The 26151-nt window shown below is 56.1% G+C and carries 19 protein-coding genes and 1 tRNA gene; 17 read left to right on the top strand and 3 right to left on the bottom strand.

What is annotated here, in order from left to right; all coding sequences use genetic code 11:
- Positions 1-2: 2 nt before the first annotated feature.
- The gene (locus GRI44_RS02290; protein WP_160599845.1) at positions 3-1523 is read right to left on the bottom strand and encodes a CpaF family protein; all 1521 of its coding nucleotides are present in this window, start codon (positions 1521-1523) and stop codon (positions 3-5) included.
- A 291-nt stretch (positions 1524-1814) separates the two neighbouring features.
- Here GRI44_RS02290 and GRI44_RS02295 point away from each other — a divergent pair, with 291 nt between their 5' ends.
- The 8 genes from GRI44_RS02295 (at position 1815) to GRI44_RS02330 (ending at position 15537) form a co-directional block, all read left to right on the top strand.
- Complete coding sequence (locus tag GRI44_RS02295; RefSeq protein ID WP_332872332.1) at positions 1815-2714, top strand: DMT family transporter; 900 nt, start codon at positions 1815-1817, stop codon at positions 2712-2714.
- A 90-nt stretch (positions 2715-2804) separates the two neighbouring features.
- Positions 2805-4628, top strand: a complete 1824-nt coding sequence (glmS, locus tag GRI44_RS02300; protein ID WP_160599846.1) for a glutamine--fructose-6-phosphate transaminase (isomerizing) — start codon at positions 2805-2807, stop codon at positions 4626-4628.
- 824 nt (positions 4629-5452) lie between these two features.
- The gene (locus tag GRI44_RS02305; RefSeq protein ID WP_232842950.1) at positions 5453-6400 is read left to right on the top strand and encodes an aminotransferase; all 948 of its coding nucleotides are present in this window, start codon (positions 5453-5455) and stop codon (positions 6398-6400) included.
- Positions 6400-10092, top strand: coding sequence for a DEAD/DEAH box helicase (locus GRI44_RS02310; RefSeq protein WP_160599847.1), 3693 nt, complete (start codon positions 6400-6402; stop codon positions 10090-10092). Before GRI44_RS02305 ends, GRI44_RS02310 begins: the two co-directional genes overlap by 1 nt.
- Before the next feature lie 596 nt (positions 10093-10688).
- Complete coding sequence (locus tag GRI44_RS02315; protein ID WP_160599848.1) at positions 10689-11576, top strand: TnsA endonuclease N-terminal domain-containing protein; 888 nt, start codon at positions 10689-10691, stop codon at positions 11574-11576.
- Positions 11576-13723 (top strand): Mu transposase C-terminal domain-containing protein, encoded by a 2148-nt coding sequence (locus GRI44_RS02320; RefSeq protein WP_160599849.1) that lies wholly within the window; start codon positions 11576-11578, stop codon positions 13721-13723. The genes GRI44_RS02315 and GRI44_RS02320 overlap by 1 nt, the downstream gene beginning before the upstream one ends.
- Entirely contained in the window at positions 13720-15333 is a 1614-nt protein-coding gene (locus GRI44_RS02325) for an ATP-binding protein (RefSeq protein WP_160599850.1), read from the top strand. Before GRI44_RS02320 ends, GRI44_RS02325 begins: the two co-directional genes overlap by 4 nt.
- A 99-nt stretch (positions 15334-15432) precedes the next feature.
- Positions 15433-15537: transfer RNA gene (locus GRI44_RS02330), tRNA-Thr, on the top strand.
- A gap of 327 nt (positions 15538-15864) precedes the next feature.
- Here the strand turns inward: GRI44_RS02330 and GRI44_RS02335 are convergent.
- Positions 15865-16866 carry a hypothetical protein gene (locus tag GRI44_RS02335; protein ID WP_160599851.1) on the bottom strand — a complete coding sequence of 334 codons (1002 nt, stop codon included), beginning with the start codon at positions 16864-16866 and terminating at the stop codon, positions 15865-15867.
- Between the two features lie 201 nt (positions 16867-17067).
- On the opposite strand from GRI44_RS02335, the gene GRI44_RS02340 reads away from it, so the two are divergent.
- From GRI44_RS02340 to GRI44_RS02350, 3 genes are all read left to right on the top strand, one after another.
- Positions 17068-17403 (top strand): hypothetical protein, encoded by a 336-nt coding sequence (locus GRI44_RS02340; protein ID WP_160599852.1) that lies wholly within the window; start codon positions 17068-17070, stop codon positions 17401-17403.
- 52 nt (positions 17404-17455) lie between these two features.
- On the top strand, positions 17456-17641 hold the full coding sequence (locus GRI44_RS02345; protein WP_160599853.1) for a DUF1289 domain-containing protein: 186 nt from the start codon (positions 17456-17458) through the stop codon (positions 17639-17641).
- 495 nt (positions 17642-18136) lie between these two features.
- Positions 18137-19777, top strand: coding sequence for a hypothetical protein (locus tag GRI44_RS02350; protein ID WP_160599854.1), 1641 nt, complete (start codon positions 18137-18139; stop codon positions 19775-19777).
- A gap of 312 nt (positions 19778-20089) precedes the next feature.
- Here the strand turns inward: GRI44_RS02350 and GRI44_RS02355 are convergent, their stop codons facing one another.
- Positions 20090-20518 carry an OsmC family protein gene (locus GRI44_RS02355; protein WP_160599855.1) on the bottom strand — a complete coding sequence of 143 codons (429 nt, stop codon included), beginning with the start codon at positions 20516-20518 and terminating at the stop codon, positions 20090-20092.
- Positions 20519-21691: 1173 nt separating this feature from the next.
- Between GRI44_RS02355 and GRI44_RS02360 the strand changes: the two genes are divergently transcribed.
- The 6 genes from GRI44_RS02360 (at position 21692) to GRI44_RS02385 (ending at position 25993) form a co-directional block, all read left to right on the top strand.
- Positions 21692-22252 carry a hypothetical protein gene (locus GRI44_RS02360; protein ID WP_160599856.1) on the top strand — a complete coding sequence of 187 codons (561 nt, stop codon included), beginning with the start codon at positions 21692-21694 and terminating at the stop codon, positions 22250-22252.
- A gap of 457 nt (positions 22253-22709) precedes the next feature.
- Positions 22710-23072, top strand: coding sequence for an excalibur calcium-binding domain-containing protein (locus tag GRI44_RS13825; RefSeq protein ID WP_332872333.1), 363 nt, complete (start codon positions 22710-22712; stop codon positions 23070-23072).
- A gap of 262 nt (positions 23073-23334) precedes the next feature.
- Entirely contained in the window at positions 23335-23517 is a 183-nt protein-coding gene (locus tag GRI44_RS02370) for a DUF6961 family protein (RefSeq protein WP_160599857.1), read from the top strand.
- Between the two features lie 81 nt (positions 23518-23598).
- Positions 23599-23796, top strand: a complete 198-nt coding sequence (locus GRI44_RS02375; protein WP_160599858.1) for a hypothetical protein — start codon at positions 23599-23601, stop codon at positions 23794-23796.
- An 85-nt stretch (positions 23797-23881) separates the two neighbouring features.
- Positions 23882-24670 carry an AraC family transcriptional regulator gene (locus GRI44_RS02380; RefSeq protein WP_160599859.1) on the top strand — a complete coding sequence of 263 codons (789 nt, stop codon included), beginning with the start codon at positions 23882-23884 and terminating at the stop codon, positions 24668-24670.
- 60 nt (positions 24671-24730) lie between these two features.
- Positions 24731-25993 (top strand): S41 family peptidase, encoded by a 1263-nt coding sequence (locus tag GRI44_RS02385; protein ID WP_160599860.1) that lies wholly within the window; start codon positions 24731-24733, stop codon positions 25991-25993.
- Positions 25994-26151 lie beyond the last annotated feature (158 nt).

A 26151-nucleotide genomic window follows, 5' to 3' on the forward strand; every position in this document is an offset into this window, starting at 1 on the left:
GCCTAGAGGCAGGCTTCCAGATAGGCCTGGTCAAAGCCGAACTGGCGGGCCTTCTCCAGCGTGTATGGACGCAGGCCCGACGAGCGGTATTCGCCCAGAATCTTGCCGTCGTCGCTTTCTTCCAGATATTCGAATTTGAACAGTTCCTGCGTCACGATCACATCGCCTTCCATCCCGATCACTTCGGTAATGTTGGTGGTGCGGCGCGAACCATCGCGCAGACGTTTCACCTGCACGATAAGGTCGACAGATTCGGCAATCTGACGCGAAATTGCTTCTTTCGGGATCTTGATGTCGCCCATCAGGATCATGTTTTCCATACGGCCAAGGCATTCGCGCGGGCTGTTGGCGTGAAGCGTACACATGGACCCGTCATGGCCGGTATTCATGGCGGCCAGAAGGTCGAAACATTCCGCACCACGAATTTCGCCCAGGATAATGCGGTCAGGCCGCATACGCAGGGCGTTCTTCACCAGATCGCCGATGGTAATCGCGCCCTGGCCTTCAAGATTGGGCGGGCGGGTTTCCAGCGGCAACCAATGCGGCTGCTGCAAGCGGAGTTCGGCGGCATCTTCAATGGTCAGCACGCGTTCGCCCGGATCGATCATTTTCGACAGGGCGTTGAGCATGGTGGTTTTGCCCGAGCCCGTACCGCCTGAAATCACCACATTCATCCGGCACGCACCGGCAATTTTCAGCGCCGTTGCCATCTTGTCGCTCATGGAACCGAATTCCTTGAGCATATCGATGGTGATCGGTTTTTCGGAGAATTTACGAATGGAAATGGCTGTGCCGCGCAGCGACAGCGGCGGAACGATGACGTTGACACGGCTGCCGTCTTTAAGACGGGCGTCAGCCAGCGGCGTGGTCTGGTCAACGCGGCGGCCAACCTGGTTCACGATGCGCTGGGCAATCTGGAACAGATGCTGTTCGTCACGGAACTGGATCGGGGCCAGCATCAGCTTGCCCTTCTTTTCGATATAGGTCTGGTCAGGGCCGTTGACCATGATGTCTGAAACATCAGGGTCGCCCAGCAATTCTTCCAGCGGACCGAAGCCCAGCAATTCATCAATCAGCACCTTTTCCAGCGCAAATTGCTCGCGCCGGTTGAGGGTGATTTTCAGCTCGGCCAGAACTTCCAGAATGATCGGGCGGAATTCTTCCGACAATTCATCCTTGGACAGGGTGGCAGCCGCTTCGGGGTCCACCCGTTCGAGCAGGCGGGGAAGGACCTGTTCCTTGATCTTGTGAACGCTCTGTTCAAACCCGCCGACATTCGACTGGTTATCGACCACAGTATTGGCGCGTTCAGCCAGCCGGCTCATCGCATCAGCTTGCGGTGCGCCCATGGTATCCATCGCTTCGCCGGGCAATGGCGGAAACTGGTCACCGCCTGATGACGGGGGCGCCGGTTTGTTGGGAGCAGAGCCTGCGCCGCCCTTCATGGGTTTGGCGACTCCGAATGATGGGCGGGCACCGGGCTGCATGGCCCCTGGTCCGCTCTTTCGTCCGAATGCGCTCATCTGGCGTAACCCCCAATTGTGGCCGAAGCCACATCAAACATGTGTGTCTGCTTCGTGTGATATGGCGAAGCAGTTCTGATCAAGGATGGTGAATAAATCGGAAACCTTATTTTTTCTTAAACATTGGCCCCACCTTTTGCGCAGGGCACACCCTTTCAGGCCGCATTGCGGATGCAGCGCGCATGGTGGGAATGGCCAAAGCGGCAAACGGGCATTAAGGAAGCGCATCCCGCGCCAGCCTTGGGCCAGGCACGGGGCAATTCATTATCTCTGACGGATCGGGAACAGCGCGTGCACAAGACTGAAGAGAGCGGGCTTCTCCTCGCTCTCAGCGGATTTGCCATATTGTCGTGCGGCGATGCGGTTATCAAGACGATGGCCGGTGCATGGTCGCCGCTAGCAGTGGCGGCCCTGCGGTTTACTATCGGCGCTATCGGCCTGTCGGCAATCCTGCTTATCAAGGAAGGCGTGCTGGCATTTCGCCCGCGGCGCCCATGGCTTCAGGCAGCACGCGGCCTGTGTCTGGCGGTGGCCACGCTTTGCTTTTTCTCGGCAATATTTGTCATGCCGCTGGCCGAAGCAACTGCGCTGATCTTCGTTGCGCCCATCATCACAGCCTTGTTGAGCGGGCCGGTGCTGAAGGAAAAAGTCAGGCCGGCCACGTGGATTGCATCGCTGATCGCATTTGGCGGGGTCATGCTGATCCTGCGGCCCAATCTGGCGGAACTGGGGCTGGTGGCGCTGCTGCCGCTGGGGTCAGCCACGGCATTCAGCCTGATGATGCTGGCCAACCGGGCGGTTGCCAGTGACGGCAGCGCATTATCCATGCAGGTTTTTGTCGCCCTGGGGGCAGCGCCCGTGCTGGTACTGTGCGCGCTTGCAGGCGGCATCAGCGGCGCGCCTGCATTGGCGGTCCCGATGCCTGACTGGACAGTGGTGGCGCGCTGCGCCGTGGTTGCTGTCACCGCCAGTACCGCGCATTGGCTGGTCTATCTGGGCACTACGCGCGCCGGGCCAGCCACGGTTGCCCCGATGACATATGTGCAATTGCTGGCCGCTATCAGCCTTGGCTATATCCTGTTTGGTGACACGCCGGACCTGATTACGCTTGCAGGTTCACTGGTGATTATCGGTGCAGGCCTGTTCCTGTGGACCAGCGCGCGAAAGCCACAATTGGCAATCACTGATTGAACCTTGCGCACATCACGCTAAATCAAGCCCCTGTTATTGCCGACGCCTTTTGGCTGCCGGCCACAACCCTTTGAGTGAAAGCAGTTATTTATGTGCGGAATTATCGGCATCGTCAGCAGCAAGCCTGTAACAGACCGGCTGGTGGATGGGCTGCGCCGGATGGAATATCGCGGCTATGACAGCGCCGGTGTCTGCACCATACATGACGGCGAGCTGGTGCGCCGCCGCGCCCAGGGCAAGCTCAACAATCTGGTGGAAGAACTGGCCGGCAACCCCGCGCCGGGCGCTATCGGCATCGCGCATACGCGCTGGGCCACCCACGGCGCGCCGACCACAAACAACGCCCACCCGCATGCCACCGACCATGTGGCGCTGGTGCACAATGGCATCATCGAAAATTTCAAAACCCTGCGCGATGAATTGCTGAACTCCGGCCGCAAGCTGGAAAGCGAAACCGACAGTGAAGTGGTCGCTCATCTGATTTCCCAGCAGGTGGAAAATGGCGCATCGCCGCAAGATGCTGTCAAAACCGTGCTTCCCCGCCTGCGCGGTGCTTTTGCGCTGGCCATCACGTTCCGCCAGCATCCTGACATGCTGATCGGCGCACGGCTCGGCTCGCCGCTGGTCGTGGGATATGGGGAAGGGGAAACCTATCTCGGCTCCGACGCGCTGGCACTGGCTCCTCTCACGCAGCAGATTGCTTATCTGGAAGAAGGCGACTGGGTCGTCATCACGAAGGATGACGCGGCCATTTTTGATGCCGAAAACCAGCCGGTAATCCGCGAAATCACTACATCGGGCGCGTCTGCAGCGGCGGTGGAAAAGGGCAATTACCGTCATTACATGCAGAAAGAGATTTTCGAGCAGCCCACCGTGGTTGCCCAGACCCTGCGCAGCTATATCCGCCAGTCTGACAATAGCGTGGCATTGCCGCAAATCGACTTTGACCTTTCGGCCATCAAACGCATCACCATCGTGGCGTGCGGCACATCCTATTATGCCGGCATGGTCGCCAAATACTGGATCGAACAATTTGCCCGCGTTCCGGTCGACATCGATGTCGCCAGCGAATTTCGGTATCGGAACCCGGTGCTGGAAAATGGCGGACTGGCACTGTTCATTTCCCAATCGGGCGAGACTGCCGATACTCTGGCCGCCCTGCGCCATTGCAAACAGGCCGGGCAGACCATTGCCGTCGTGGTCAATGTGCCGACCAGTTCCATGGCACGCGAGGCAGATCTTCTTTTGCCCACGCACGCCGGCCCGGAAATCGGCGTGGCATCGACCAAGGCATTTACCTGTCAGCTCGCCGTTCTTGCCGCGCTGGCGGCACGTCTTGCAGTGACCAAGGGACAGATGGACCGCACTGAAGAACAGGACGTGGTCCGCCATCTGCTCGAAGCGCCAGCAGCGCTTAATGCAGCGCTCGATCATGATGATGATATTGCGGCCATTGCCCCGCTAATCGCGCCTGCCCGCGATGTGCTGTATCTCGGACGCGGGCCGGACTATCCGCTGGCCATGGAAGGCGCGCTGAAGCTGAAGGAAATAAGCTACATCCATGCCGAAGGCTATGCGTCCGGAGAAATGAAGCATGGCCCGATCGCGCTGATCGACGAAGCTGTGCCGGTCATCGTGCTGGCGCCATCAGGCCCGCTGTTTGAAAAAACGGTGTCCAACATGGAAGAAGTGCGCGCGCGCGGGGGGCAGATCGTGCTCATTTCAGATCGTGAAGGGCTGGCAGAAGCAGGCGATGGCTGTCTGGCCACCATCGAAATGCCCAAAGTTCACCCGCTGATCGCACCGCTGGTCTATGCGGTCCCGGTCCAACTGCTCGCCTATCATACAGCCTGCGTCAAAGGCACCGATGTCGATCAGCCGCGCAACCTGGCAAAATCTGTGACTGTCGAATGAAAAGGGCCGGGGCCAGGACTGTGTAGTCGGACAATAGAAAATTTCCATAATACAATAGAAACGGTCACATTCGAAAACGTGACAAATAGAAATATTCCATTCTTCAATTCGAATTTTAATTAGATTACAGTAAGTTAAGAGAGAGTCGTAGGTGCAGCCGTCTTTTGGGTGCGCCGAAGGTGCTCTCCAAAAGGCAAAAAATCGGCGGTCTTGAACTCTCCGCGCAAGGCTGCGTTAAATGGGAGGCGGTCACGCGATTTGTGCTTTGAACCTCCATCTCGCTCAATGGAGACCGGTCTTCGATTGAGCGAAAGCCGACATTGGAGGGCACCAGCTGGAATGACTGCAATGTGAGGCGATCCGGAACGGCAGTTAACTGGTCGCGATCATGGACGTCCAGTACGACAAGCCGGCTCGTCCGCTTTGCGCCCTAATTTCAGCCATTCTCGGTCGTTGGCCGGTCACCCGAAAGCGGACACCGCTTTGCAGAGACAGGAATGTCGGCACCGTCGAACCTTCCAGACTGTCCGGACCTAGGCGTCCAATCGGCGTGAGCGGCATTCTTCTAGCGAGTTGGATCGAGCAATCTACCAGCCCTGATCGGGGGCAATCCGGAAGGTCAGCTATCGGGGCGTGATCGCGGTTCGCCGACTTCGCCATATGGGTACCAGGGCGCACCGCGAACGAGGTTCACTTTCACAGACAAATGGAACATTCCGGTTTAAACAGATTCAACGTTGTTCGCCGCAAACGAACAATTATGGGCTTGAATAAACTGTTAAAGGAAACATCGGAATGGGAGATGGTTGTGAGGGTAACGGAACATGATGCATGATTGCCCGGCGCCGCAAGCTCTCCTTGCGACGTGGCTGCAGGGCGCAGTAAATAATAACGGAAATTATGGGCACATCCTTTTTGAACAGGTAGCCCCGAGCGATGACGCCATTGTCGCCGGGCTAAGGCCCTATTTCGAGTCCGCTCATCTCGATGCCCGAGAGGTGTTTCACCGCGCTGCACGGATCGATTTGCATCCCGACGCAGCAGCGCCTGGCGGCAATGCCCGCTATCCAAACTGCTTGCCGCCCAGCGCGAAAAAAGGACTGTTTGGCGAGGTCATGGCGGGCCTGATTACAGAAGCCTATCAGTTCATCGGCGGGCACCGGTGGACAATTCCCGTATTCCTTTTCCGCTTTCACGTCGAGGTAGGCGCCTATTTGTTTGACCTCGCCCGTGACCCTGCCCGGGTACGAGAGGTATCCGGCCGCCATGGGAATGATTTCATCGCTCTCGACATCGATCCGGCCACGCGCGAGGTGGTCCGCTTCATTGCCGGCGAAGCCAAATGGCGCGCGACCCTGACGCCCTCCACCATGGACGAACTGATGCACGGTGAATGGACCGGGCCACAGGGTGCTCGGGTTCGTAAGGGCGATGGTATTTGGAATGAGATGAACCGCGGGCTCGCCGCGCCCCAAGGCCTCGAACAACTAAATACCCTGCTATGTGAGAAAGCCCGCGAAGACTACGCTGAGGCGATCGTATCGCTTGACCGGGCGCTGCTACTCGACGCGGCCACCCTCCCCCGCACCGATCTGATCTTCATCGCTGGGAACAAGGCTGCACGTCGCGCGCCGGGTCAGTCTTATCTTCCGACGAATGCTCCACCAGCGGATTATACCGCCGGCCGTCCATTGCAAGTGGTCGAACTCGTCGTCGAAGGTGGCGTCGACCTTATCGAGCGACTCTATGCCTCACTGTGGGACGGCATATAGTGGCGCGTCTCGATGAGCAACGGCGTGAACTCGCCGCGGCGGTGCGTCTGAACCGCGCCGCAGAAAACGAACTGACGCCGCAACAGGCGCGGCTGTTTGTGCGATCGCTGCAGACTTCGTGGCAAGTGCCCCCGATTGCGTGGAGCACCCAGCAGTCACGCGAACAATTTGCGGACGCACGTCGGCTGTTACACGCGGCCAGCATATTTCGTCAGGTTGATGGGGACAGCTCGGCTGACGCGCTCTCTTGTTACCGGCGAGCTGGCGAATTGCTGGAATGGCTCGCACGGTCGGCAGATGCGGTGACGCGGGACGTTCCGGTCGCCATGCTGGCCGCCGGTGCCTATCAGCTGGCGGCATTGCCCGCGATGGCAACAGCACTCTTGCGTCAAGGCCGCTTCGAAGCCGGCACGGCTTCGATTTTCGCGGCCTTTCTGAGCGCCGACTTCGACGCGGTTATTGCGCGCGCCGTCATCTTCTGGGGTGAGCATCCCGAATGGACCGGCCGCGGCGGGTCCGCCGCACTTCTCGATGAGGAAGTGCCCGATACCGAAAATGACGAGCCCGGGGTCGAGGGCGATGATCTGGACATGCCGGGAGGCGAAGGCGAGAAGAAAGTTGCGGAAGCCGGGAAGATCGGCCGGTGGGTGACCGTCGAGCTAATCCGTTCGCTCGGCCTTCTGTCGGACGGCCTGCGGCGTGGCAATGATGAGCGGACTGACCGGGCGATCGAGAAGCTAACGAACTTGTCCGAGCTCTCGACCCGCCTGTCGAGCGACGAGCTCTGGATCCTGATCACTTTGATCGAAGCGGCAGCCCGGCGCTACGCCGCCAACAGCATTCACAAGCGGGTCGCGCGCCTAACCGAGCGGTCGCCCGAGAAAGCGCCACTGATGTGGCGGTTCGCGCGCGAGCAGTTCGCGCGGGGGCGCGGCATTCTGTGGGCATCGCAGTTGCAGGGTCTCGACCGGTTAATTGCGCAGGACAGTTTTGCCCTTTGTACGCCGACAGGCTCAGGCAAGACGCTGGTTGCCAACCTGGCCTTGGTTAAGGAACTGCTCCTCGTGCCGGCTGGTCTTCAGGCACCGCTTGCAATCTATCTGGTGCCTTCGCGTGCGCTGGCTGGCGAAGTCGAGGCGAAGCTCACCGCGGAATTTGCCGATCGGATCATCGTCACAGGTCTCTACGGCGGCACCGACTGGGGCATCACCGATTATTGGCTGACGACTGACCAGCCGGTTGTTCTGATCGCGACAGTCGAAAAGGCCGAGGCGTTGATGCGCTATGTCGGCCATCTTCTGATTCACCGCTTGCGTTTACTGGTGATCGACGAGGCCCATCAGGTGGTGAACGAGGGCAACGCGAATGCGATGCTCGCGCTCGCCGCTCACAACAGTAGATCGATGCGCTTGGAGGCGATGATCTCGCGCATTCTCACCTTGAAGCCCGATGTTCCCCGCATCGCGCTGACCGCCGTTGCCGGCGGTGCGGCGCAACCGGTAGCAACATGGATCGAAAATGACGCCAATGCACGGCCGATCGGCATGGGCTATCGCAGTAGCCGCCAGCTGATCGGCGCCCTTGAATGCGATCCCAACCGCGCACCGGCCGCAATTCTAGACATCATGAACGGGCAGATGCTTTACGTCCGGGGCCGCGAAGACCCGGTCTATCTCCAGCTGCGCATCCCTCAGATGCAGTTGCCCGCCTCCGGAATCCGCAATAGCCTGCCGCACTATACGGAAATCTATGTCCTATGGACGGCGCTCCATCTCCTGGAGGGTGGCAGGCGCATCCTGATTTCGGTGATGCAGTCGCCCGAACGGATGATGCGGCGCTTTGCCGAAGCGTTCGACCTGCCGGGCTGGGAGAATATCGCGCCCTTCGTCCCACCGGTGGATGCCGCCGATCGTAGCCGGTTCGATGAAGCGCGCGCCGCTTGCATCGATTATTGCGGCATCGATTCCTACGAGCGACGCCTGATTGATCGCGGCATCGCCACCAGCCATGGCCAGATGCCGCAGCGGCTGCGACGTTTAATGACCGATCTGATCGACCGGCGCATATGCCCCGTCACCATCGCCACCGCGACACTGACCGAGGGCGTTAATCTGCCGTTCGACATCATCTTTCTCACTAGCCTCTTGCGACGCGGATTTGATGCCCAGACCGGGCAGCAGGACATCGTGCCAATGTCGACTGCGGAATTTCGCAATCTCGCCGGCAGGGCCGGTCGCCCGGGTGCAGCAGACGCGATCGAGGGCATGACGCTTATCGCTCTCCCGCGGGCTCCATCGACTACCGCGCAGGGCACCCGCCCGACACAATTGACACAGATTCAACGCGGCGAGCGCGATTATAATGATTTGTTGGGGAGGTTGCTAGCGGACGACGAGGCGCAAGGCCGGGTGTTCAGCCCTCTGGCGGTTCTGTTGACCTCGATCATTCAGAAATGCGTGCGGGATCTGAATTTAAAGACAGAGCCGGAAATCCTTGCCTGGCTCGAGGTGACACTCCCCGAAAACGCCGGCGCCAATCTCGCTGTCGAATCCCGCATAGCGGGCGATCAGCTGGGTGACACACTTGATGAGCTCGACGGCTTCATACTTGCTGCGACCGAAGAACTGGCACTGCTCGAAGATGCGCCGCTCAACGGTCCGCGGCTCGAGGAGCGGCTCAGAGCTTTATGGGCGCATACTTTTGCCCGCGTCGCGGCCGAGCAGGAGCAGCTTCTCGAGCGTCTTTTTCTCGGCCGCGGTCGCGCCTTCGTCGAACGTCTCTATCCGAACGGCGAGCAGCGTCGCCGCCTATATCACTATGGCTTCACTCCCTATGTCGGCCGACGCTTCGAGGGTGTCGCTCCCGACATCATCAACGAACTTATCGGCGCAGCCGACTATGGCGCGATGTTGCCCTCAGACCGCTTTGCGATGTTCGAACGGCTAGGGCACCGTGTTCGGGCGGAAGCAGGATTCGGTTTCCGGGAGCGGCAGACCGATGCCGGTCAGGCGGTTCTCGCAAACTGGGCTGGTATCATGGGCTGGTGGATGCAGCGCGACGGTGCAGCGGCTCCTCAGCCCGATCAGCTCAGAGCCTGGCAAAGGTTCGTGACTGAGAATCTAGAGTTCCGGCTCGGCGTAGCGGTGGGCGCGGCGGTCGCGCAGGTCTGGGGACAAAATGCGGCCGCCTTCGCAACCCCGACACTCGACACGTGGCGGGAGACGACTGGATTGCCGTGGATCGGGTTCTGGTTTCGAGAACTGTTGCGCTGGGGCACGCTCGACCCGCTGGTTGCCTTCACCCTGGCGCAAGGTCTTGCGAAGACCCGTGAGGATGCTGTCGCGCTGCGACCCGAATACGATGCTTGGCTGGTCGCGCAAGGCCAGCCGATCGATGCCGAGGCGCTCATAGATCCAGAGAATTTCCTCGCATGGCAGCGATCGCTTGCTCACGACGCCGCGCCTGCAGATGCGGTCCTCGGCACGATCGCGCAGCTGACGGGCGTCGATGGGCTGGGCTTACGCTATGATGTGCGCCCGCTTGTCCGGGGGGGCGGAATCGACTGGATCGACGCTGCCGGCTTTGCGGTTGCGCGGTCGCCCTTATCCCAAGCTCTGCTGACCGATCGGCCGGCCTGGCATGATTATGAGCTGAGGACGTTTCCCAATGTCGAAGTCGTGCGGACATTTTGATCATCTGGAACACACAAAGCAGCCCACCGCAGCGCTTCCGAAAGAGCGGCCCATGAAAAATAAGCGAGAAGTCCTTTCCATCTTCGGCTGGTGATTGCGTGCAAATGACATCCCACTGGCCGCTTAGTTGGCGGCTGAAGACCAACCAAATGGCTGGCCCGAACGTCAGCTTTTGCCCACCCACCGCCGAAAAGCCGACAAACCGCTAACGGCGCAGTTGCCGTCATAGGCAAGCCGCTCAATGAAGAGCAGCTACCAGTGATCGAAGTGAAGGCCGGGAATGGCCGCTTTGTCGGCGGTCCCTGACCGGCTTGTTGCTTTGCTTGAATGCCTTCCGTTCTGATCTCTATGGGGGGAACAGATTCGATTGGGCAGGTCTCTGAAGAGACATGCATAGCATAATATTTTCGCGATAACCGAATTCACCTTAGTCAGACCGTCTTTCTAATCTGTGGACCCAAGTTCACTTAGCGAAGATTATTTCGGGCTCAGGCGGAAAAACCTACGTTAAAACAATATTTTGGAAAGGGTTCTGAACTATCGGGGATTAGCAGGATCGTGATTACGCGATGGCAACCCCAATGTGAGAGCTTCTTATGGCCAAGCCAAAGCGACTGCGGATAAATTCCGAACAACAGATCCAACGCAAACTTACAGAAGGCCGCGGCGGGAACGTTGACGAAGACTATTTACCCTTTTTGCTCATTCATGACTTCTCTTCGATTGGCCGCGTTTCCCGAGTGAAAATTGGCAATCGCGAAGCGCATATGATGTCTGATCTCGAGACTGCCGTGCTCGCGGAATTGTTGTGGGACCAGAGTGTAACCAAGATCTGTGAGCAAGTTTACCTTGATCGCGAGGACACGGCTCAGATTGCCGAGAAGATTAATGTTCGACATCCGAAACTATCTGCAGATCAAGAACTCCACCCATTCACCACCGACCTCTACTATGAGCAGAATTTAAATGGAGAAGTTCGGAAGGTCGCTATTGCCGTCAAACCCTATTCGGAAGTCACATCTTCAGGGAAGGCTGATGCGAAGTCAGCGAGATCCGTCGAGAGAACTTTGGAGAAGTTGGAAATTGAGCGCCGCTACTGGTTGGCGCAAGGCGTCGAATGGATACTCCGGACTGACCAGAATATCTGCAAAGTAAAACAGAGAAATATTGAGCTGTTGCTCAACACAGAAGCGCCGTGCCGCGAACCTGGTAGTGCTGAATGGAAAAAACGCCTTCTTCTGACCGTCGATATACTGGCCAGCGGTAAAAACCTGCCGCTGCATGAACTCGCCCACTGCAGCCTTGCTCGAAGGAAATTGGAGGCGCCGCTGCTTTACTGCGTTCGCTTTCTGTGCGCGCAGCGGGTGCTTGCATTTGAGATGACCAAACCTTTTGGGCTGGATCTGATCGCGAGCGACTTCAGCCTAACAGGGCAAACCATTGATGCAGCGCTATTTGCCAGCTTCGAAGAGGTCATGGCCTGATGTTTCTACCCCGCGACGTTTTCCAGTTTGCAATTGCAAAAAAAGCGCCCCGCAAAGGGACGCGCAAGCTTCAGTTTCCTCTGAAGCAACTGCCGGAACTCGGAGCGATCGCAGTTTCCAAAAATGTGCTCGCTCGCGTGCTTTGGGTGACAAAGGAGCAAGCTTACCTAATAAACCTAAGCAATCCCAAAATCGAAATTTGGATTGCGACCCAAACAGAGCTTGGCGAATTGTTGTTTAAGTGCATCATCCGTCGGGTTCCTGACTACGACATCTCAAGGACGAAACCGGATGATTTTGCTTCGGACGCTCAGATTGTGCGACGAGATGCAAACTTGGCGCTCATCACACCATTCCTCACTCAGTCACCGAATATATTTGAAAAGTCATATCGAACGTTCGCGATCACCTGCCAAGCCAAAAAAAGTGGGGTCGGAAGAAAGACTATACGGAAACATCTCGAGAACTATTGGCGAGGAGGCTTGACTGCGAATGCACTCTTGCCGAACTTCGACAAAAGCGGAAACCCGGGCCAAACGAAGAAGCGTGGCAAAACGCCTTTGGGTAGAAGGCCGGCAGCTGGCTCGCCAAAAGCAATGGTGATTGACGACAAGGTCAAGGAATTCTTCGAAGACATGACCAATGCGTTGTACAGGGGCAGGGCTCGATGCTCGCTTGCAAGTGCGCATCGGCACATCGTGGGCGCTTACCTGTTCGAGGCGCGGCGAGATCCATCAACCGGTGACCTGTTGCAATTCACGGAGAAACAAACAGCGAATATCCCTGTGCCAACCCTGCGGCAGTTTCGCTACTGGTATAAAAATTCAAACCGTAAGGTCGATGATGAAAAAGCGCTGCTTGGACCCAGCCGTTATAACAAGGACCGCCGAGCCAAGTTAGGTTCGGCTACTGCCAACTTGTTTGGCATAGGCAGCCGCTATGAAATTGACGCAACACCGCTCGATATCGGCCTTCTATCGACGCGGTCGCGGCTTCGATATGTCGGCCGACCTAACTTGTATATCGTTATCGATACCTATTCCAAAATGATCGTAGGAATGCACGTTACATTCGCGCCCCCATCCTGGCAGGCTGCAACAATGGCGATCCGTAATCTCTCTGAAAACAAGGTTGAGTTCGCTGCGCGTTTTGGCCTTGAGATCACGCCGGAGGATTGGCCTGTCTGTGATGTGCTGCCAGCTAGAATATTGGCCGACCGAGGTGAGCTTGAAGGTTATCAGGCTTCGACCTTTGTGGCGAAAACAGGAACGACGATTGAGAACACAGCGCCTTACCGGGGAGACATGAAGGGCACGGTCGAAAAGCGTTTCGACCTTATAAACTCGTACCTTCGTCAGATCGCGCCTGGCGTGGTGACATCTGATCACGCCGAAAAAGGCGAAGTCGACTACCGCAAAAAGGCTAAGCTCAATTTGGCGGAACTGACCAAGTTGATTATTAAGTGGATAGTGCACCACAACAATTATTATGTTCTGGAAAAAGTCAGCCAAACCTCAGCGATGATCGATGCAGGAGTTAAACCCATTGCACGTGATATGTGGAATTGGTCGATGGAGATGGGCTTAAGCGAGCTGAGAAAATTTCCTTATGCGGAACTCGAATTTTCTCTTCTACAAAGCGGAGATGCAACCGTGCATAATGACGGCCTGCATGTTCAGGGGCTTCGGTATTTCAGCGCTGATTTGCGGGCAGAAAACCGCTTCGAGAAAGGCGCTGGATCGTCGCGGGAAAAAGTGTGTTGGGACCAGCAAGACACCAATCAGATATGGCGATTGCGGCGGGATGGAAGCCGCGAGATTTGTAATCTTATTGACGAGAAATATAGCAATTTAAGCTTTGCCGAAGCACAAAAAATCAAAGGCGCTAATCGCATAGCTGCGGCGCATGCAAAAAATGCCAGTGCCGAAAAGCTGTTTGAAATTGCCCTCGACGCCGAAGTGGTAACGGACGATCTCAGCAGAATATACTGGGCCGAGCAGAGCAATGCTTCCCTGAAGGATGCGCCAGGCAGTAGGAAGATCGAAGCGGCAGAGGAGCGCGAAGGGCAGATACTGAATTCGGGCATCCCCCGAAATCTCGCGATGAGGAAAGATAACTCCGGTTCTGCGCAGGCTGGTGAAGCATGAGCATGCACAACTCAGCCACCTTCTCGGTGGACCAAGTAAGGAAATCAATCGCCAGCTTACCGGTCCTGAAGCGAAATCATCGGCAACTGCCGATCGAAGTTCGAAAGCTCTCAGTCCTGAGTTTGTCCGATGCCTTCATCCCCTTCGAATGCCAAACTAACTTCGCACACAATCTTCTTCGTGCGATCAACAGCGGTAAGCTTCGTCGCGACGCAGCTGGGTATGACGGTAAGTTGCTAGATTTGGGGCGAACGGAAGCGAAAAAAGATCGTAAGGTCTTCAGCGGCTTCATGCCCTCTAGCTCAGTCGATAACAGCAGCCTCAGCGGCGCCCTGATGGGGTATCCGAGAATGGGAAAGACGCGCTTAATCAAACGAGCTTTGCTGACTGTGCCGCAATGTGAAAGTAGAGAAGGCTTGGCGCAGCAGATTAATTGGATGCGCGTGGCTTGCCCGGTAACGCCGAGCATTAAATCGTTTTGCTCATTGATGTTTGACCAGTTCGCCGACCTCCTGGGCAAGCCAGAGATCAGAGAAATTTTCGCAAACTATCAGGCAATGAGTGAGAAGATGCCCTCCCAGGTGGGGCAGTTGGCGCAAATGCATTCGCTCGGTTGTCTTGTCGTCGACGATATTCAGAACCTTCGCCACGCAAACCAAAGTGACCGCCTTGGGATATTGAGCCTATTGGCAGAGCTGAGCACGGAGGCGGGGGTCCCGGTGATCCTAGTCGGAACTCCAGCAGCATACGAGATGCTCCAGGGAGAGGCGCGCAACGCGGCGCTGTGTACGAGCTACCTGTCGGACGTATGGTATCGCCACGAGAACAACGATGGCTGGAAGCAGTTTGTCAGGACTCTGTGGCGATATCAATGGACTGCGAGCGAGACCCCGATAACTACAGAAATTGAAGATGAAATTTATCATGCTTGCCAAGGACTGACTGAATTGGCGGTAAAGCTCTATCAACAGGTGCAGCTGTCAAAGCTGAAAGAAGAGGAGCTGTCGGGCGGCTCGGCTGCTCCTATTTCCGGCATATTCATAAAACAAACTGCAGGTCAGTTGTTCAATCACCTGCAGCAGCATCTCGACGCTATTCGGAGCGGTGATCCTGCCCGGCTAAGTGCATACGAAGATCTCAAGCCCATGCGTTCAGAAGCAAAGAGAATGCAGGCTGAGTCCGACGAAAAAGAAAACGATAAGGCCAAAAAAGAAGCAAATCCTGAATCTGGAGAGGATCTTGAAAGCAGCATAGACAGGCTTGCGTTTGATTTGCGACATAAGAAGAGGCTTACCGACGTTACCGAGCAGCTGGCGAAAATGCTGATGGCGAATGCAAAATTCAAAGCTGAGCGCGTCGAGTATGAACTCGAAGCCTGCGCTAGAAATCTCAAAGGTGGGGTCGCCGGCGATCCGGTGGCTTTCTTGATAAAGATCAAGCAAGGCGTGAAAGAGTTCGAGAAACGCCGAAATGCACAAACTGGAAGGGCGCCTCGAGTGTACGAAGGTGCAATACATGACGACGGAGATATGCGCCTCAACAAGGGGGGAGGAGGGACACTTGCCAAGCTAGCTAGGGGTATTCACGCAACCAAAACTGCCTCCGGTTAACTGCGAAGCGAGATGGGCGAAATAGCTGAATTTCATCGGCGTGACTTTTGGCAGTCGCGTGATTGCTTTTTTGATCTCGCATCCAAACATTTGTAGCCTGCCGCTTGCGAGGGGGGGCTGGCATGTTAAGTCGTCATGTGACCTACTGTTTTGGACCGATCGTTCGTAATGATGGAGTCAGAGGTTCGAATCCTCTAAGCGGCACCTCCACTTCCATTAAAGAAATCGAAGACTTGAAGGAGAAAGGCCGTTCGGCTGGTTCCGTGTTTGGGTCCTGCTTGGGGCGCTCTGGGTAGGAAAATAGGCAGTACCCACGCCAACCCACTCAGCGATTCGTTGTTGCTTGTGAGCCTTACTGAATGTCCGAAACTGTCTTGGAATCAGACAGGCGGCTTTTAGGACCAGCCGCAGGTGCCGGTAATGACCGAAATTGGGTGGTTAGTGGACAGGCAGCTATCGGCCAGTCCTTACCAAATTGCGGACACTATGACGAGCGGTTGGCTAGACGACCTGAAGAAAGTCTGTGCGAGCTCATGACATCCAAGAAACCGCCACAGTCCTGATTTCCCACCCGCCCGCGACCGGTCGCAGGATATAGCCTAGGCCTTCGCCGCCTACATTTCCGTAGACCCGCGCCCCCTCTGCCACACAGTGGTCCTTACCGTCGCAATCGAGGTTCGCGCTTACAAAGACGGCTCCTTTCTCGTCCCGCCGGAGCACCACGCCGCCATCGCTCCAGCGGCATTCGCTAGCGCGATATAGCTCGTCGAACCGCTGTGAGAGGCGCGCGAAGAGCGCATCATCGATCTCGCGCAGGCATGCCGGGGAATTCCTGTGACCCTGTTCGTCGCGTATGTCGGAAAGCACACGTATAAACAGCGCTTCGCGCGGATCATCGACGCCACGAATGACCCCCGCTACCGCACCTCCAGCAGTATCGTGATTTTTGACGGAGTCGAGAAAGGACGGCATGACCGGTGCCGGTGGCGGTGGAGGCGGGCGGACTTCGGGATCGTCTCTGCGAACGGTTTCCACTATTTCAACGCTGTGGAGCTGCACTGCATCGCCTGTAGCGCATTCGTCTGGCACAGGCTCGTTAGTGAAGTCCGAAATTGGTAAGCCCGAAGGCAGATGGCCGCCCCCTCCACGTAGTGTATCGCCCTCGGTTATGCGCAGGCCGGAGCGCAACAAGATGGTGAGGCCACGCTCGTCCGCAGAATTGATCGTCGTGCCTTCTTCCCACACAATAACCGCGTCTTCAGGGCCATTGTCGAAATAGAAGCAGGGTCCACGTCGAACGAGCGTGCCCTCAATGATTGCCTCCATCGCTCCAAGCTTCTTGTCGGTCAGGATTACCGGCAGGTTGCCGCGCTCGGTGCCCGGCAATTTGCCCTCCGGCACTAGCGGCATGTCGAGCCGATTAGTCCCATCGCATCCAGCAAGAGCGAGGACTCCCACAAACAACCAGGTGCAAACTTTCATCGTATCAAAGCCTTCGACGCCACGCCGTCGAACAGCATAGCTGGTTGCCATTGCGCTTACGACGAGGATTATGCGACGCAACCCAAGCTGTGAATGTCGCAATTTGGGTCGTTAGCAGAACGTCAGCTTTTGTGAGCATCACAGGCAAAGCTGACGTCCTTACGGTTGCCATCTCAAAAAAACATATTGCGCATCCGCTACCGTTTCGTCACGTTCTTTATATGTTCTCATTTTAGGAAGGTTTATTTTGCAGTGACGGTTACCATCGAACCAATTCCCGGCACCGTGCATCTGCGCTCAACAGGCGACATCGAAACCGTGCTAATAGTGCCCTACGATGATGACGACCGGTTTTTTATTGGGTTCAGCGATGGTACGCTTTTGCAGGGCACATACGATGGAAGCTTACGATGCGACTGGAAGGTGGCAAGAGAGGGTGCAGGCCCTCTTCGCTTCGTGCGAGAAAGCGTCGTGCTTGAATGGAGCGTTGAATGGGTGACTGCATCGGTTTACGATGCAAACGTCCTTGTGCCTCAGGTGCCGCAGTCGCTTCCACTATTCCCAGACCTGGATCTACGGGCGGCCTGACCGGTCAGTAATCCGCTTGCTTCTAACAATCGCTTATGGTTGCCTTTCAAACATGAAATCGCCCTGTAACCAAGTCTGCGAGATTGATTACCCAACCGGTTTTTGCATCGGATGTGGCAGAACCTTAGACGAGATCGCAGAGTGGTGTTCTGCGGACAATAAACGGAAGGGGAAAATTCTATCTATGATCCCTGCACGGATGGCTGCCCTTGGTCTTGCTTACTCACGCAAAAGTTAGATTTTGAGAAGCGCCGACATTGCGATATCGACTTGTGAGTAACTTCGTTTTCAAGCGAGCCGGTCTCAGCGTCGGAGACATTAAATACGCGTTGCCGCATGCAGCTACCGGGAATGGTTCGAAAGCTGGACTGGACTTACCGCAGAACACGCCAACGACTTGACTGCAAAATTTGCTCCTTAAACTCTCAAGCGAGATCTCCGGGGCTTGCTGAACAGAAGGCGTCGAGCGCGGCCCATTTTGAGAACCCTATCACGCCCATTCATGGTTACAAATCAGTGTCACTTTGGATGTGGTTCCGCCAAGTGCGGGAGCAGACCAGGAAGGAAATTTCTTACATAAGTGTAAAAAGCGCAGGAAACTGCCAGTTCTGGGGTGGGTTTTTGCGGACGCACTCCGCGCCGCGATGCGCTCGCACAAAACGATAAGGGCCTATTGTGAACGTGACACCTGAATGATTGACGTTATTGCATGTGCCTTGGCAGGGACGAGTGAATGAACACAATCAAGTCGATATTCGGATGGCTTTTCCGCCAGGGCTTTGTGTTTGTACTCATCGTGGCAGCTCTGGCATTTCATCAGCTCGTTTGGCCGATGGTTGCTGGCGGTAGCGCACAATCAGCAATCACCAACGAGTGGAAGTCGCCCGCCGAGATCAGAGCGGAGCTCAGTGCGCTGAAGCGGCAGACGAGCGATGACCTGCAAGCATCCCAAAGCGAACTTCTGGCCAAGACGGGGAGCGCGCTGACGGCAGCGTTACAGGAAAAGCGCGAGGAACTTGCCGCTGTCGAAGAGCAATTGGACCAACGTCAGGGTGTCTTTGCGAGTGTGCGGCCGACCGCGATCATAGCGCGAGAAAAGTTGAATCTCAGAAGAGCCCGATTGTCGGCTGAAATCGATCTGCTCAATTCGCTAAAGAAACGGGAAGATGCCCAGTTGGCCCTCAACAAGATTACATACCCATCCGAAACCTCGGTGAGCCGGGCAGCGAGATCCTGCAAGAGCGCAAATGCAGCCGTCCAGGCGTTCAACGACCTCACCGCCGCCGAGCGGACTGCCAGGAACCTGGTTTTTGGCACCGCCGGAGAGCTGACACAGAGCGCAAGAGACAAATGTGGCAGGTACAAGGCGAGAGCCTCGCAGCGGCAGGCCGGATTGGCGGCGGGCAAAACCGCGCGGGAGCAGTTGGAAAAATCGAACGCTGCGCTTGCGCGCGTGCAAGAAGGTATAACGACCAGACTGAGTGCATACACGCCCGATGTGACCAATCAAACCATCCAGGCGCTGCTGCTCAAGGCCCTACTGATCCTTGCCGGGATTATCGCGCTGCCATTCATTATCCGCGCGCTGTTCTACTATGTCCTTGCACCCATAGCCGAACGCAGGGCGTCGATACGTATCTCGGTACCAGGCGGCGGCAAGGTGCCTATTCCGCCTGCGGAGCTATCTCGCGTGTCGATCCCCATAACACTCGGAAGAGGGGAGGAACTGCTGGTCCGGCAGGATTATCTTCAGACCAGTTCACTCAGCGGCCGCAAGGACACGCGCTGGCTGCTTGATTACGGACACGTTCTATCAAGTATCGCTAGTGGGCTGAGTTTCCTGACGCGCATTCGGGGCGAAGGGGAGACGACTACCGTATCGGCGGTGCGCGACTCGTTCGCCGAACTGACCCGCGTAACGCTACAGCCCGGGGCAGCCTGTGTGCTTCATCCGCGCGCTCTAGTCGCCGTCGTTCAGCCTGAAGGACAACCGCTGCGCATTACCAGCCATTGGCGGCTTCTATCCTTGAACGCCTGGCTAACGCTGCAGCTACGCTATCTCGTGTTTCACGGGCCGGGCAGTCTGGTTGTCAAAGGCGGAAGAGGCATTCGCGTCGAGCGCGCAGCAAGCGGGAGGATCTTTGGGCAAGACCAGCTGGTCGGTTTCAGCGCCGATCTAAATTATTCGGTCACGCGCACGGAAACATTTGCCCCGTATTTCTTTGGACGCGAGCAATTGTTCAAGGATAAGGTTGAGCAGGGCTCGGGAATTCTGATTATCGAGGAGGCCCCACTTTCATCGCAGAAAAAAGGCGGTGTTCGGCGCGGGCTGGAGGGCACGATGGATGCGGGAATGAAGGCCTTTGGTCTGTAACCTTTGACCAAAGCCGAGCCTCTCCGTGCCAAGACCGATGCGGCCTACCAGTGTCGGACTCTAATCCCAGATGGAGGAAAGCTGCTGGTCACCTTTGTGTTATTGCAAGTTGCGTTTGGATTTATGCGGGATGCACGAGATAATGCTTAAGTGCCACATCGAGCGGCTGCGGCGTAAGTTTACCACCCACGTCTAGCGCAACCCCAGCAGCCGCGGGCCCTACCTTTTTTCAGGACCCAAACCGCAGGGCGTTTTGACAGTTTGTTTTGCAAGTATCAGCTTACAAAGTCCGGAATTCAAATTAGTCTGGGTTCAGCCGTTGAAGGTTATTTCCAAGCTGATTTCGCAATTGAGCAGTTTGGAAATCGGGCAATTTGCCTTAGCTTCCTTTGCCAAATCGGCGAATTTAGCCTCATCGATGCCCTTAACATTGCCGGTGAGGGTCAAATCGGAACGCGTGACATTATAACCGTCGCCGTCTTTTTCCAACGTTACCTTGGCGCTCGTTTCGAGCGTACCCTGCTGATGCCCGGCTTTGGCAAGCGCGAAACTCAGCGCCATCGTGAAGCAACTGGCGTGCGCTGCTGCGACGAGCTCTTCAGGGTTGGTACCGTTGGCATCTTCGAACCGTGTTTGAAAACCATAAGGCTGGTTGTCGAGCGCCCCGGACTGGGTCGAGATATGGCCTTTGCCATCCTTGCCCAAGCCTTCGTATTTCGCTGAAGCGGTCTTGGTGATCATATCGTGTTCCTTTGATTAGTGATTTACGTAAAAGACGGGTGGAGCCAGCGATAGTTCCTGACCACTCAGCGCGCTGAAATGTCAAATTTCACTGCTGCAGAGCTAACGATAGGTCTACAGCCACCTACCGGTGCCGAAGAGGCATAGCGCAAGTCACTATTCAGCTTTGTTTCTTACCAAAGCGCTTTCACTATAAAACCGCACAAATTGCACCAATCCTGCCACTGGGTCCTGCATGGGTAGAGCCAAATTTATAACAAGAATTGGGCCCAGAAAGCTCGGCAAATCGAGCTTTCTGGAGAGTGCTTCCATCTCCTCCGTGATTATGGGGTCAGCGGTTCGAACCCTCTAAGCTGCGCTATCTTTTCAGAGGCTTAATGGTTGAAATTCCCGGTTGTACGGAATGAGTATGGAAAGAGCGGGTGAAGTATCCCCTTTGATATTGCCACATTGCAATGCATGGCCATTGTTCGGCCTTTACCGGATTAGACTCTCCACGCTTTCGGTATCGCGAGCCTAGTAGCTTGCGAGTTTTATACACGCGCTGGCGAGAACCTATATTAGCTTTCGTGTCACTGGAAACCACCGCCCGTCCACCTTGCCGAGCTAGAGATTTGACTGCCCGCCGCCTACTCATCGACAATTCGATCACAGGTTCAGCGAGGGACCGATGCGCTGAGGCCGCTTCCCACAATTGCTGCATAGCAGACGCGCCTCAACCTGCTCCAAACGGTGCGACAGACCCCTAGCATGGCAATGCGCCAGCACTGCTCTAGGATCGAGAATGACAACCCTTCCGCATCCACAGTCCAGCCTTAGCTTATACCCGAGTCTTGCGTAGTCACTGAGGCTCGATAGCCGCTTGCTGCTCACGGTTTACGCCTCAGAGACCAGACGAAGGCTGACATTGCCGTAATCAGCGTTGCAAGTGCTATCAGCGTACCAGCGTCGAGAAGAATCATTGTGGGCTCCGTTTCGAGAAGGTAACCACATGTTCACATTTTGTTCCAAGTAGGAAAGGGCATATTTCGCCTGCGGCGTATCACCGCTGTAAAAGATCTCTCGCGAAAGTCAGGTCGAACACGTATCAGGCAAGTCCCGCTTCAATTTTTAACCGATTGCAAAACTTCTGTGACTAATTCATTCCCAGCGTTCAAAACGGGGAGATTTAATATGAAGTTCAAGATTTTAGCCGCGGTTTCAGTAATGATCATTTCTACCAGTGCAGCGGCACAAGACCGGCAAGTAGAAATTCGCGTTGGCCAATCAACTGAGAAAGCGCAGCCAGAAGCGAGCCAATACCAATCCGTTCCAGTTTCAGAGAGGCGGATTGTGAAGATGATGCCTGAAAACACGATTGTTCAATTATCGCCACTTCAAGAAATAACGTCAAAGCGGATCGACGTTGGCGACAAAGTAGCATTCGCAGTGGTGAGTGATGTCGTGGAAGGTGGCTCTGTTGTCATCCCGCGGGGCTCTACTGTGCAAGGCTCAATCTCATGGAAAACCGGTCGAGCGATTGGTGGCAAGTCTGGCAAGTTCGAAGTGACCTTTGACAATGTTGCGGTTCGCGGAAAGCGGTATGCAATGCGTGGGCAACACCGTCAGGAAGGTCGCGGCAACACCGTTGGTGCGCTTTTGGGCTCAATTATCATTAGCGGAAGGTCAGCAGTCATGTTGCCAGGCGATCTGGTGAATGCGTTTACCGCTGTACCAATCCCCTACGAAATTTAATGCGCGGAACTTAAGGGGTCAGGAAAAGTATTAGCTTTTTACTGCTCATGGCAATGGCGGTAGTTCCCGCTGGTGAAAGCTTTTCCTGCACGCCGACTGCTGTCTGGGATGGCGATGGCCCGATCTGGTGTTCTGAGGGGCCGCACATCCGCTTATCGGGCATCGCAGCGCGCGAAATGAACGGAAGTTGCAGTCCAAGACACCCTTGCCCTGATGCATCCGCAGAAGAGGCAAAGGCAGCTCTCATTGCTCTGGTTGGAGAGCCAGTTGGAACAGGAGAGCATGGTCACGTCCTTGTCAAAGGCCCCACGATGCGCTGTGAATCCGTTGGCGGTGCTGGTGGCAACAGAACAGCAGCTTGGTGCGTTTCGCCGCTTGGAGGCGATATAAACTGCGCGATGATCGCGGGCGGCTGGGCGGAACGTTGGGACCGGTATTGGAAAGGGCACAACTGCCAGTGAGTGAATGGGGTAATCCACCGAAGAATCCAGAAACGAGATCAATTCGTCTGGAGTTTGCGCTTCTCCTCGCGCCGGTCTTGTTCGCAATCGGAGGCACTTTCATCTGGTTGGCATCACCATTGTTCGCCCACCCAGGCGGGCTTGCCGCAGATGGTTGCCATAATGACCGAAAGAATGGCGGCAGGCATTGCCATCGAGGGTCTTCCGCAGGTCAGTCTAAGTCTGCGCCAAGCAACCGCGCCGTCTATTATCCTAACTGCGCAGCAGCGCGTGCGGCTGGTGCTGCACCGATTTATAGCGGCCAGCCGGGATACGGAAAACATCTAGACAGGGATGGTGATGGCAAAGCCTGCGAATGACCAAAGCGATTGCTGCAAAGGCTGCCGGTTCTGGAAGCCCGCGCCCGATATTGTCGATGGCAAGGATCTAGGCATTTGCCGCCGCTTACCGCCAACCTACGAAGGTTGGCCGATGACGGGGCCGGAGGATTGGTGCGGTGAGTGGAGGAAAAAAGGTTCCATCCATTCGAGTGGGGCCTGAAGTCAAAGGGTTGATCTGCATCCGTCGGGATGGCCGGATCTTGCCGTACAAGCTGCATCCCACTTTGCTGGATAAAATCGAATGACGCTGACCCGCGAAAAAGAGATTTGGGGTGTTGCCCTTTGGGTCGAGCAGAAGCACGGCAGTGACGGCTGGCTTTATATAACGCAACAGATGGACCGCTTGTTGGCCGAAGCTGACTTTGATGGCGTGGCGTTTTGGAAAGAGGTTTCTCAGCGCTTTGAGACGCTGCTTAGGGAATGACCGATAAATTGAACTCTGCATTCTTCCAGGCAGTAAGCGTACATCGGCCAACTACCGTGTTTGTGCGCATTTGCATTTCCCTTGGAAGATCCAGGATCAGTTCCGCCGTGCATCCAGCATCCTTTTCCGCAAAAAACAATCTACTTTTGGGTTGAGCTATTGAATGCGGCAATATCCGAAGCTGAGTGGTTTGCTGACTGGCCGATTTTGGATCGCCAGGTGATTGAAGCCGCCATTACCACCCACGCGGAAAATATCTTGCGGCGCGATTGTGAATGATCGGTTATTCACTCGGGTTTGAAATTCAGGGCTGGAGGAAGATGCACCGTTGTCGGCGTGACAGACAATCAGCTATACATTCCGAATGAAAGGCCGCTCATCCGCTAAGTTCATTCGACCCACACACGTTGACGTAGAACTTGTCACTGTCGCATATCACCAGCGTGCTTTCCCCATGCATGTTCACGAACAGTATGTGGTTGGCGTGGTTGAGGCGGGAGCCGAAATGCTGGAGGTCGATGGCGCGTCCCACGTTATTACGGCAGGTGGTATGATCACGGTCGATCCCGGCCAGCCACACTCCAACCGCACTCTGGGGAACGATTGCCTCCGGTACAGGGTCTTTTACCTGTCCTCATGCCTCGTTGCTTCGCATCTCGACCAAGACCCGATGCGGTTCAGAGCGCCCTCGCGACCGGCATCGGCTGAAACTCAACGTTTGCTGACTCTACATCGCTGGTTTGAATACAACACTGGTGACAGTCTGGCGCAACAGAGCGCAATCGCGGAAGTTGTCGACATCGCTTTTCACGTGGACACGACAATGAGCCATGAGCCGCGGCTGCCGAAGATCGCCCGGTTAGCGCGGGAATACATCGACCAGAATTTTCGCGAGGGCTTCGGGTTGGATGAGCTTGCCCTTGCAATAGGCGCCAGCAAATTTCACGCGACGCGCTGCTTTACGCGCGCTTACGGACTTAGCCCGATCGCCTACCGGACCCAGCGGCGAATACATGAAGCCAAACGGCTGATATTGGCGGGAATGCCATTGGCTGAAGTTGCGACGGATCTCTCCTTTGCGGACCAAAGCCATCTCACGCGCCACTTCCAGAGCTTGGTTGGCATCGCTCCTGGCCAATATCGAGAGCAATGACGTTCAAGACCTCGTTAGGCTCCCTCGTCTAGGTCCGCATGTGCCAGAACGAGGAACGTCATGCACAAACTGAATTCTTTCATCTTCCGCTTTCGCGTCATTATCGGAGTGCTCGCACTTACGATGAGTGCGATCCCGAAACCTGCAGTCGCCCAACCAGCAAGCATGGGCACGGTGGAAGAGCGGGTCGCCGACATCGACTGGTTAATCGATACGATCGCGAGCCGGTATGCCTATCTTGACGAAGAGCAAGTCGATCTCGAAGCGATGCGCGTGCTCTATCGGCAGGAAGCGATTTTTGCGACGACGCGCAACTCATGGCTACATGTCTTGGAAGATCTTCTAGCCAACCTGCACGATCATCACGTCAACCTAAATCAGAACGCCAGATCATCTTCGCAGCTCGTGCCCTCGGGGACTGACATTTGGGCCCGGATTGTCGATAATCACGCCATCGTGACAGAGGTCTTGCCAAAGAGTCCGGCTGCCGAAGCAGGCCTGCAGGCGGGCGACGAGATCGTTGCGATTGGCGATACGCCCACGATGATCGCCATAGCGGCTGCCACGCCGCCGGCGACGACGCCCGACCATGCGGGTGACTACATCCTGAGGGTCCTACTGGCGGGTGATCACGAGAGAGTGCGTGTCCTCACGCTCGCCGATGGCCATCGAATTGTCATGCCGCCATACGTTCGCTCCTCAAGCCCCGAGATGATTAATTGGCGCTGGCTAGACGGAAACATCGGTTATATCCGTATCGAAAACAGTCTAGGTGCGGATGATACCGTTGCGGCTTTCGATACAGCGGTGGAAGAATTGCATGGTGCCAACGGCCTCGTTCTCGATCTGCGCTTCACGCCAAACGGCGGCAACACAGGGGTCGCAATTCCTATACTCGGCCGCTTCGTGTCACAGAGTGGTGCCTATCAGCGATACGAAGGCGAGCAATTCGAGGGCGGTGTCGAACTGGATACCGTCAATCCACGAGGGCCGTTCACGATCACCGCGCCGGTTGTCGTCTTGGTCGGACACTGGACGGGTAGCATGGGAGAGGGAATGGCCATTGGCCTCGATGCTTTGGAGCGAGCGACGACCATAGGAACACCGATGGCAGGGTTGCGTGGAGGTATTAAGGGGTTCGCGCTGCCAAACACAGGGGTAGGCTTTGGCCTGCCGGTTTTTCGTATTTTTCATATCAATGGGACGCCACGAGAGGCTTTCGACCCGTCAGTCTTGGTCGACTTGACCATGGAGCACGGCGCGGATCCGGTCCTAGCAGCGGGAGTCGAGTATCTGCATCAACGCGAGGCGGATTTGCCTTGAAAGGTGATAACCGGATAAGTCCGCTTTCAAGCGAACGCCGCATCTTATCGAATGACTGACATTGGGTCGATTACTGCCGGTCTGCTTTCAGGAGCAGCTCCAGGCGGCTGGAACTGGAAAAACTGGGTGGAATGCTGCCGTTCACAAAATGCGGTTCA

Origin of the sequence: Allopontixanthobacter confluentis (genome assembly GCF_009827615.1) — a bacterium.
GTDB classification, from domain to species: domain Bacteria; phylum Pseudomonadota; class Alphaproteobacteria; order Sphingomonadales; family Sphingomonadaceae; genus Allopontixanthobacter; species Allopontixanthobacter confluentis.

What these genes read in the sequence shown, in the direction of transcription:
- GRI44_RS02290 (WP_160599845.1), bottom strand. Translation starts at nt 1,523, where the DNA reads ATGAGCGCATTCGGACGAAAGAGCGGACCAGGGGCCATGCAGCCCGGT.
- glmS (WP_160599846.1), top strand. Translation starts at nt 2,805, where the DNA reads ATGTGCGGAATTATCGGCATCGTCAGCAGCAAGCCTGTAACAGACCGG.
- GRI44_RS02305 (WP_232842950.1), top strand. Translation starts at nt 5,453, where the DNA reads ATGATGCATGATTGCCCGGCGCCGCAAGCTCTCCTTGCGACGTGGCTG.
- GRI44_RS02315 (WP_160599848.1), top strand. Translation starts at nt 10,689, where the DNA reads ATGGCCAAGCCAAAGCGACTGCGGATAAATTCCGAACAACAGATCCAA.
- GRI44_RS02320 (WP_160599849.1), top strand. Translation starts at nt 11,576, where the DNA reads ATGTTTCTACCCCGCGACGTTTTCCAGTTTGCAATTGCAAAAAAAGCG.
- GRI44_RS02325 (WP_160599850.1), top strand. Translation starts at nt 13,720, where the DNA reads ATGAGCATGCACAACTCAGCCACCTTCTCGGTGGACCAAGTAAGGAAA.
- GRI44_RS02335 (WP_160599851.1), bottom strand. Translation starts at nt 16,866, where the DNA reads ATGGCAACCAGCTATGCTGTTCGACGGCGTGGCGTCGAAGGCTTTGAT.
- GRI44_RS02345 (WP_160599853.1), top strand. Translation starts at nt 17,456, where the DNA reads ATGAAATCGCCCTGTAACCAAGTCTGCGAGATTGATTACCCAACCGGT.
- GRI44_RS02350 (WP_160599854.1), top strand. Translation starts at nt 18,137, where the DNA reads ATGAACACAATCAAGTCGATATTCGGATGGCTTTTCCGCCAGGGCTTT.
- GRI44_RS02355 (WP_160599855.1), bottom strand. Translation starts at nt 20,518, where the DNA reads ATGATCACCAAGACCGCTTCAGCGAAATACGAAGGCTTGGGCAAGGAT.
- GRI44_RS02360 (WP_160599856.1), top strand. Translation starts at nt 21,692, where the DNA reads ATGAAGTTCAAGATTTTAGCCGCGGTTTCAGTAATGATCATTTCTACC.
- GRI44_RS02370 (WP_160599857.1), top strand. Translation starts at nt 23,335, where the DNA reads ATGACGCTGACCCGCGAAAAAGAGATTTGGGGTGTTGCCCTTTGGGTC.
- GRI44_RS02380 (WP_160599859.1), top strand. Translation starts at nt 23,882, where the DNA reads ATGAAAGGCCGCTCATCCGCTAAGTTCATTCGACCCACACACGTTGAC.
- GRI44_RS02385 (WP_160599860.1), top strand. Translation starts at nt 24,731, where the DNA reads ATGCACAAACTGAATTCTTTCATCTTCCGCTTTCGCGTCATTATCGGA.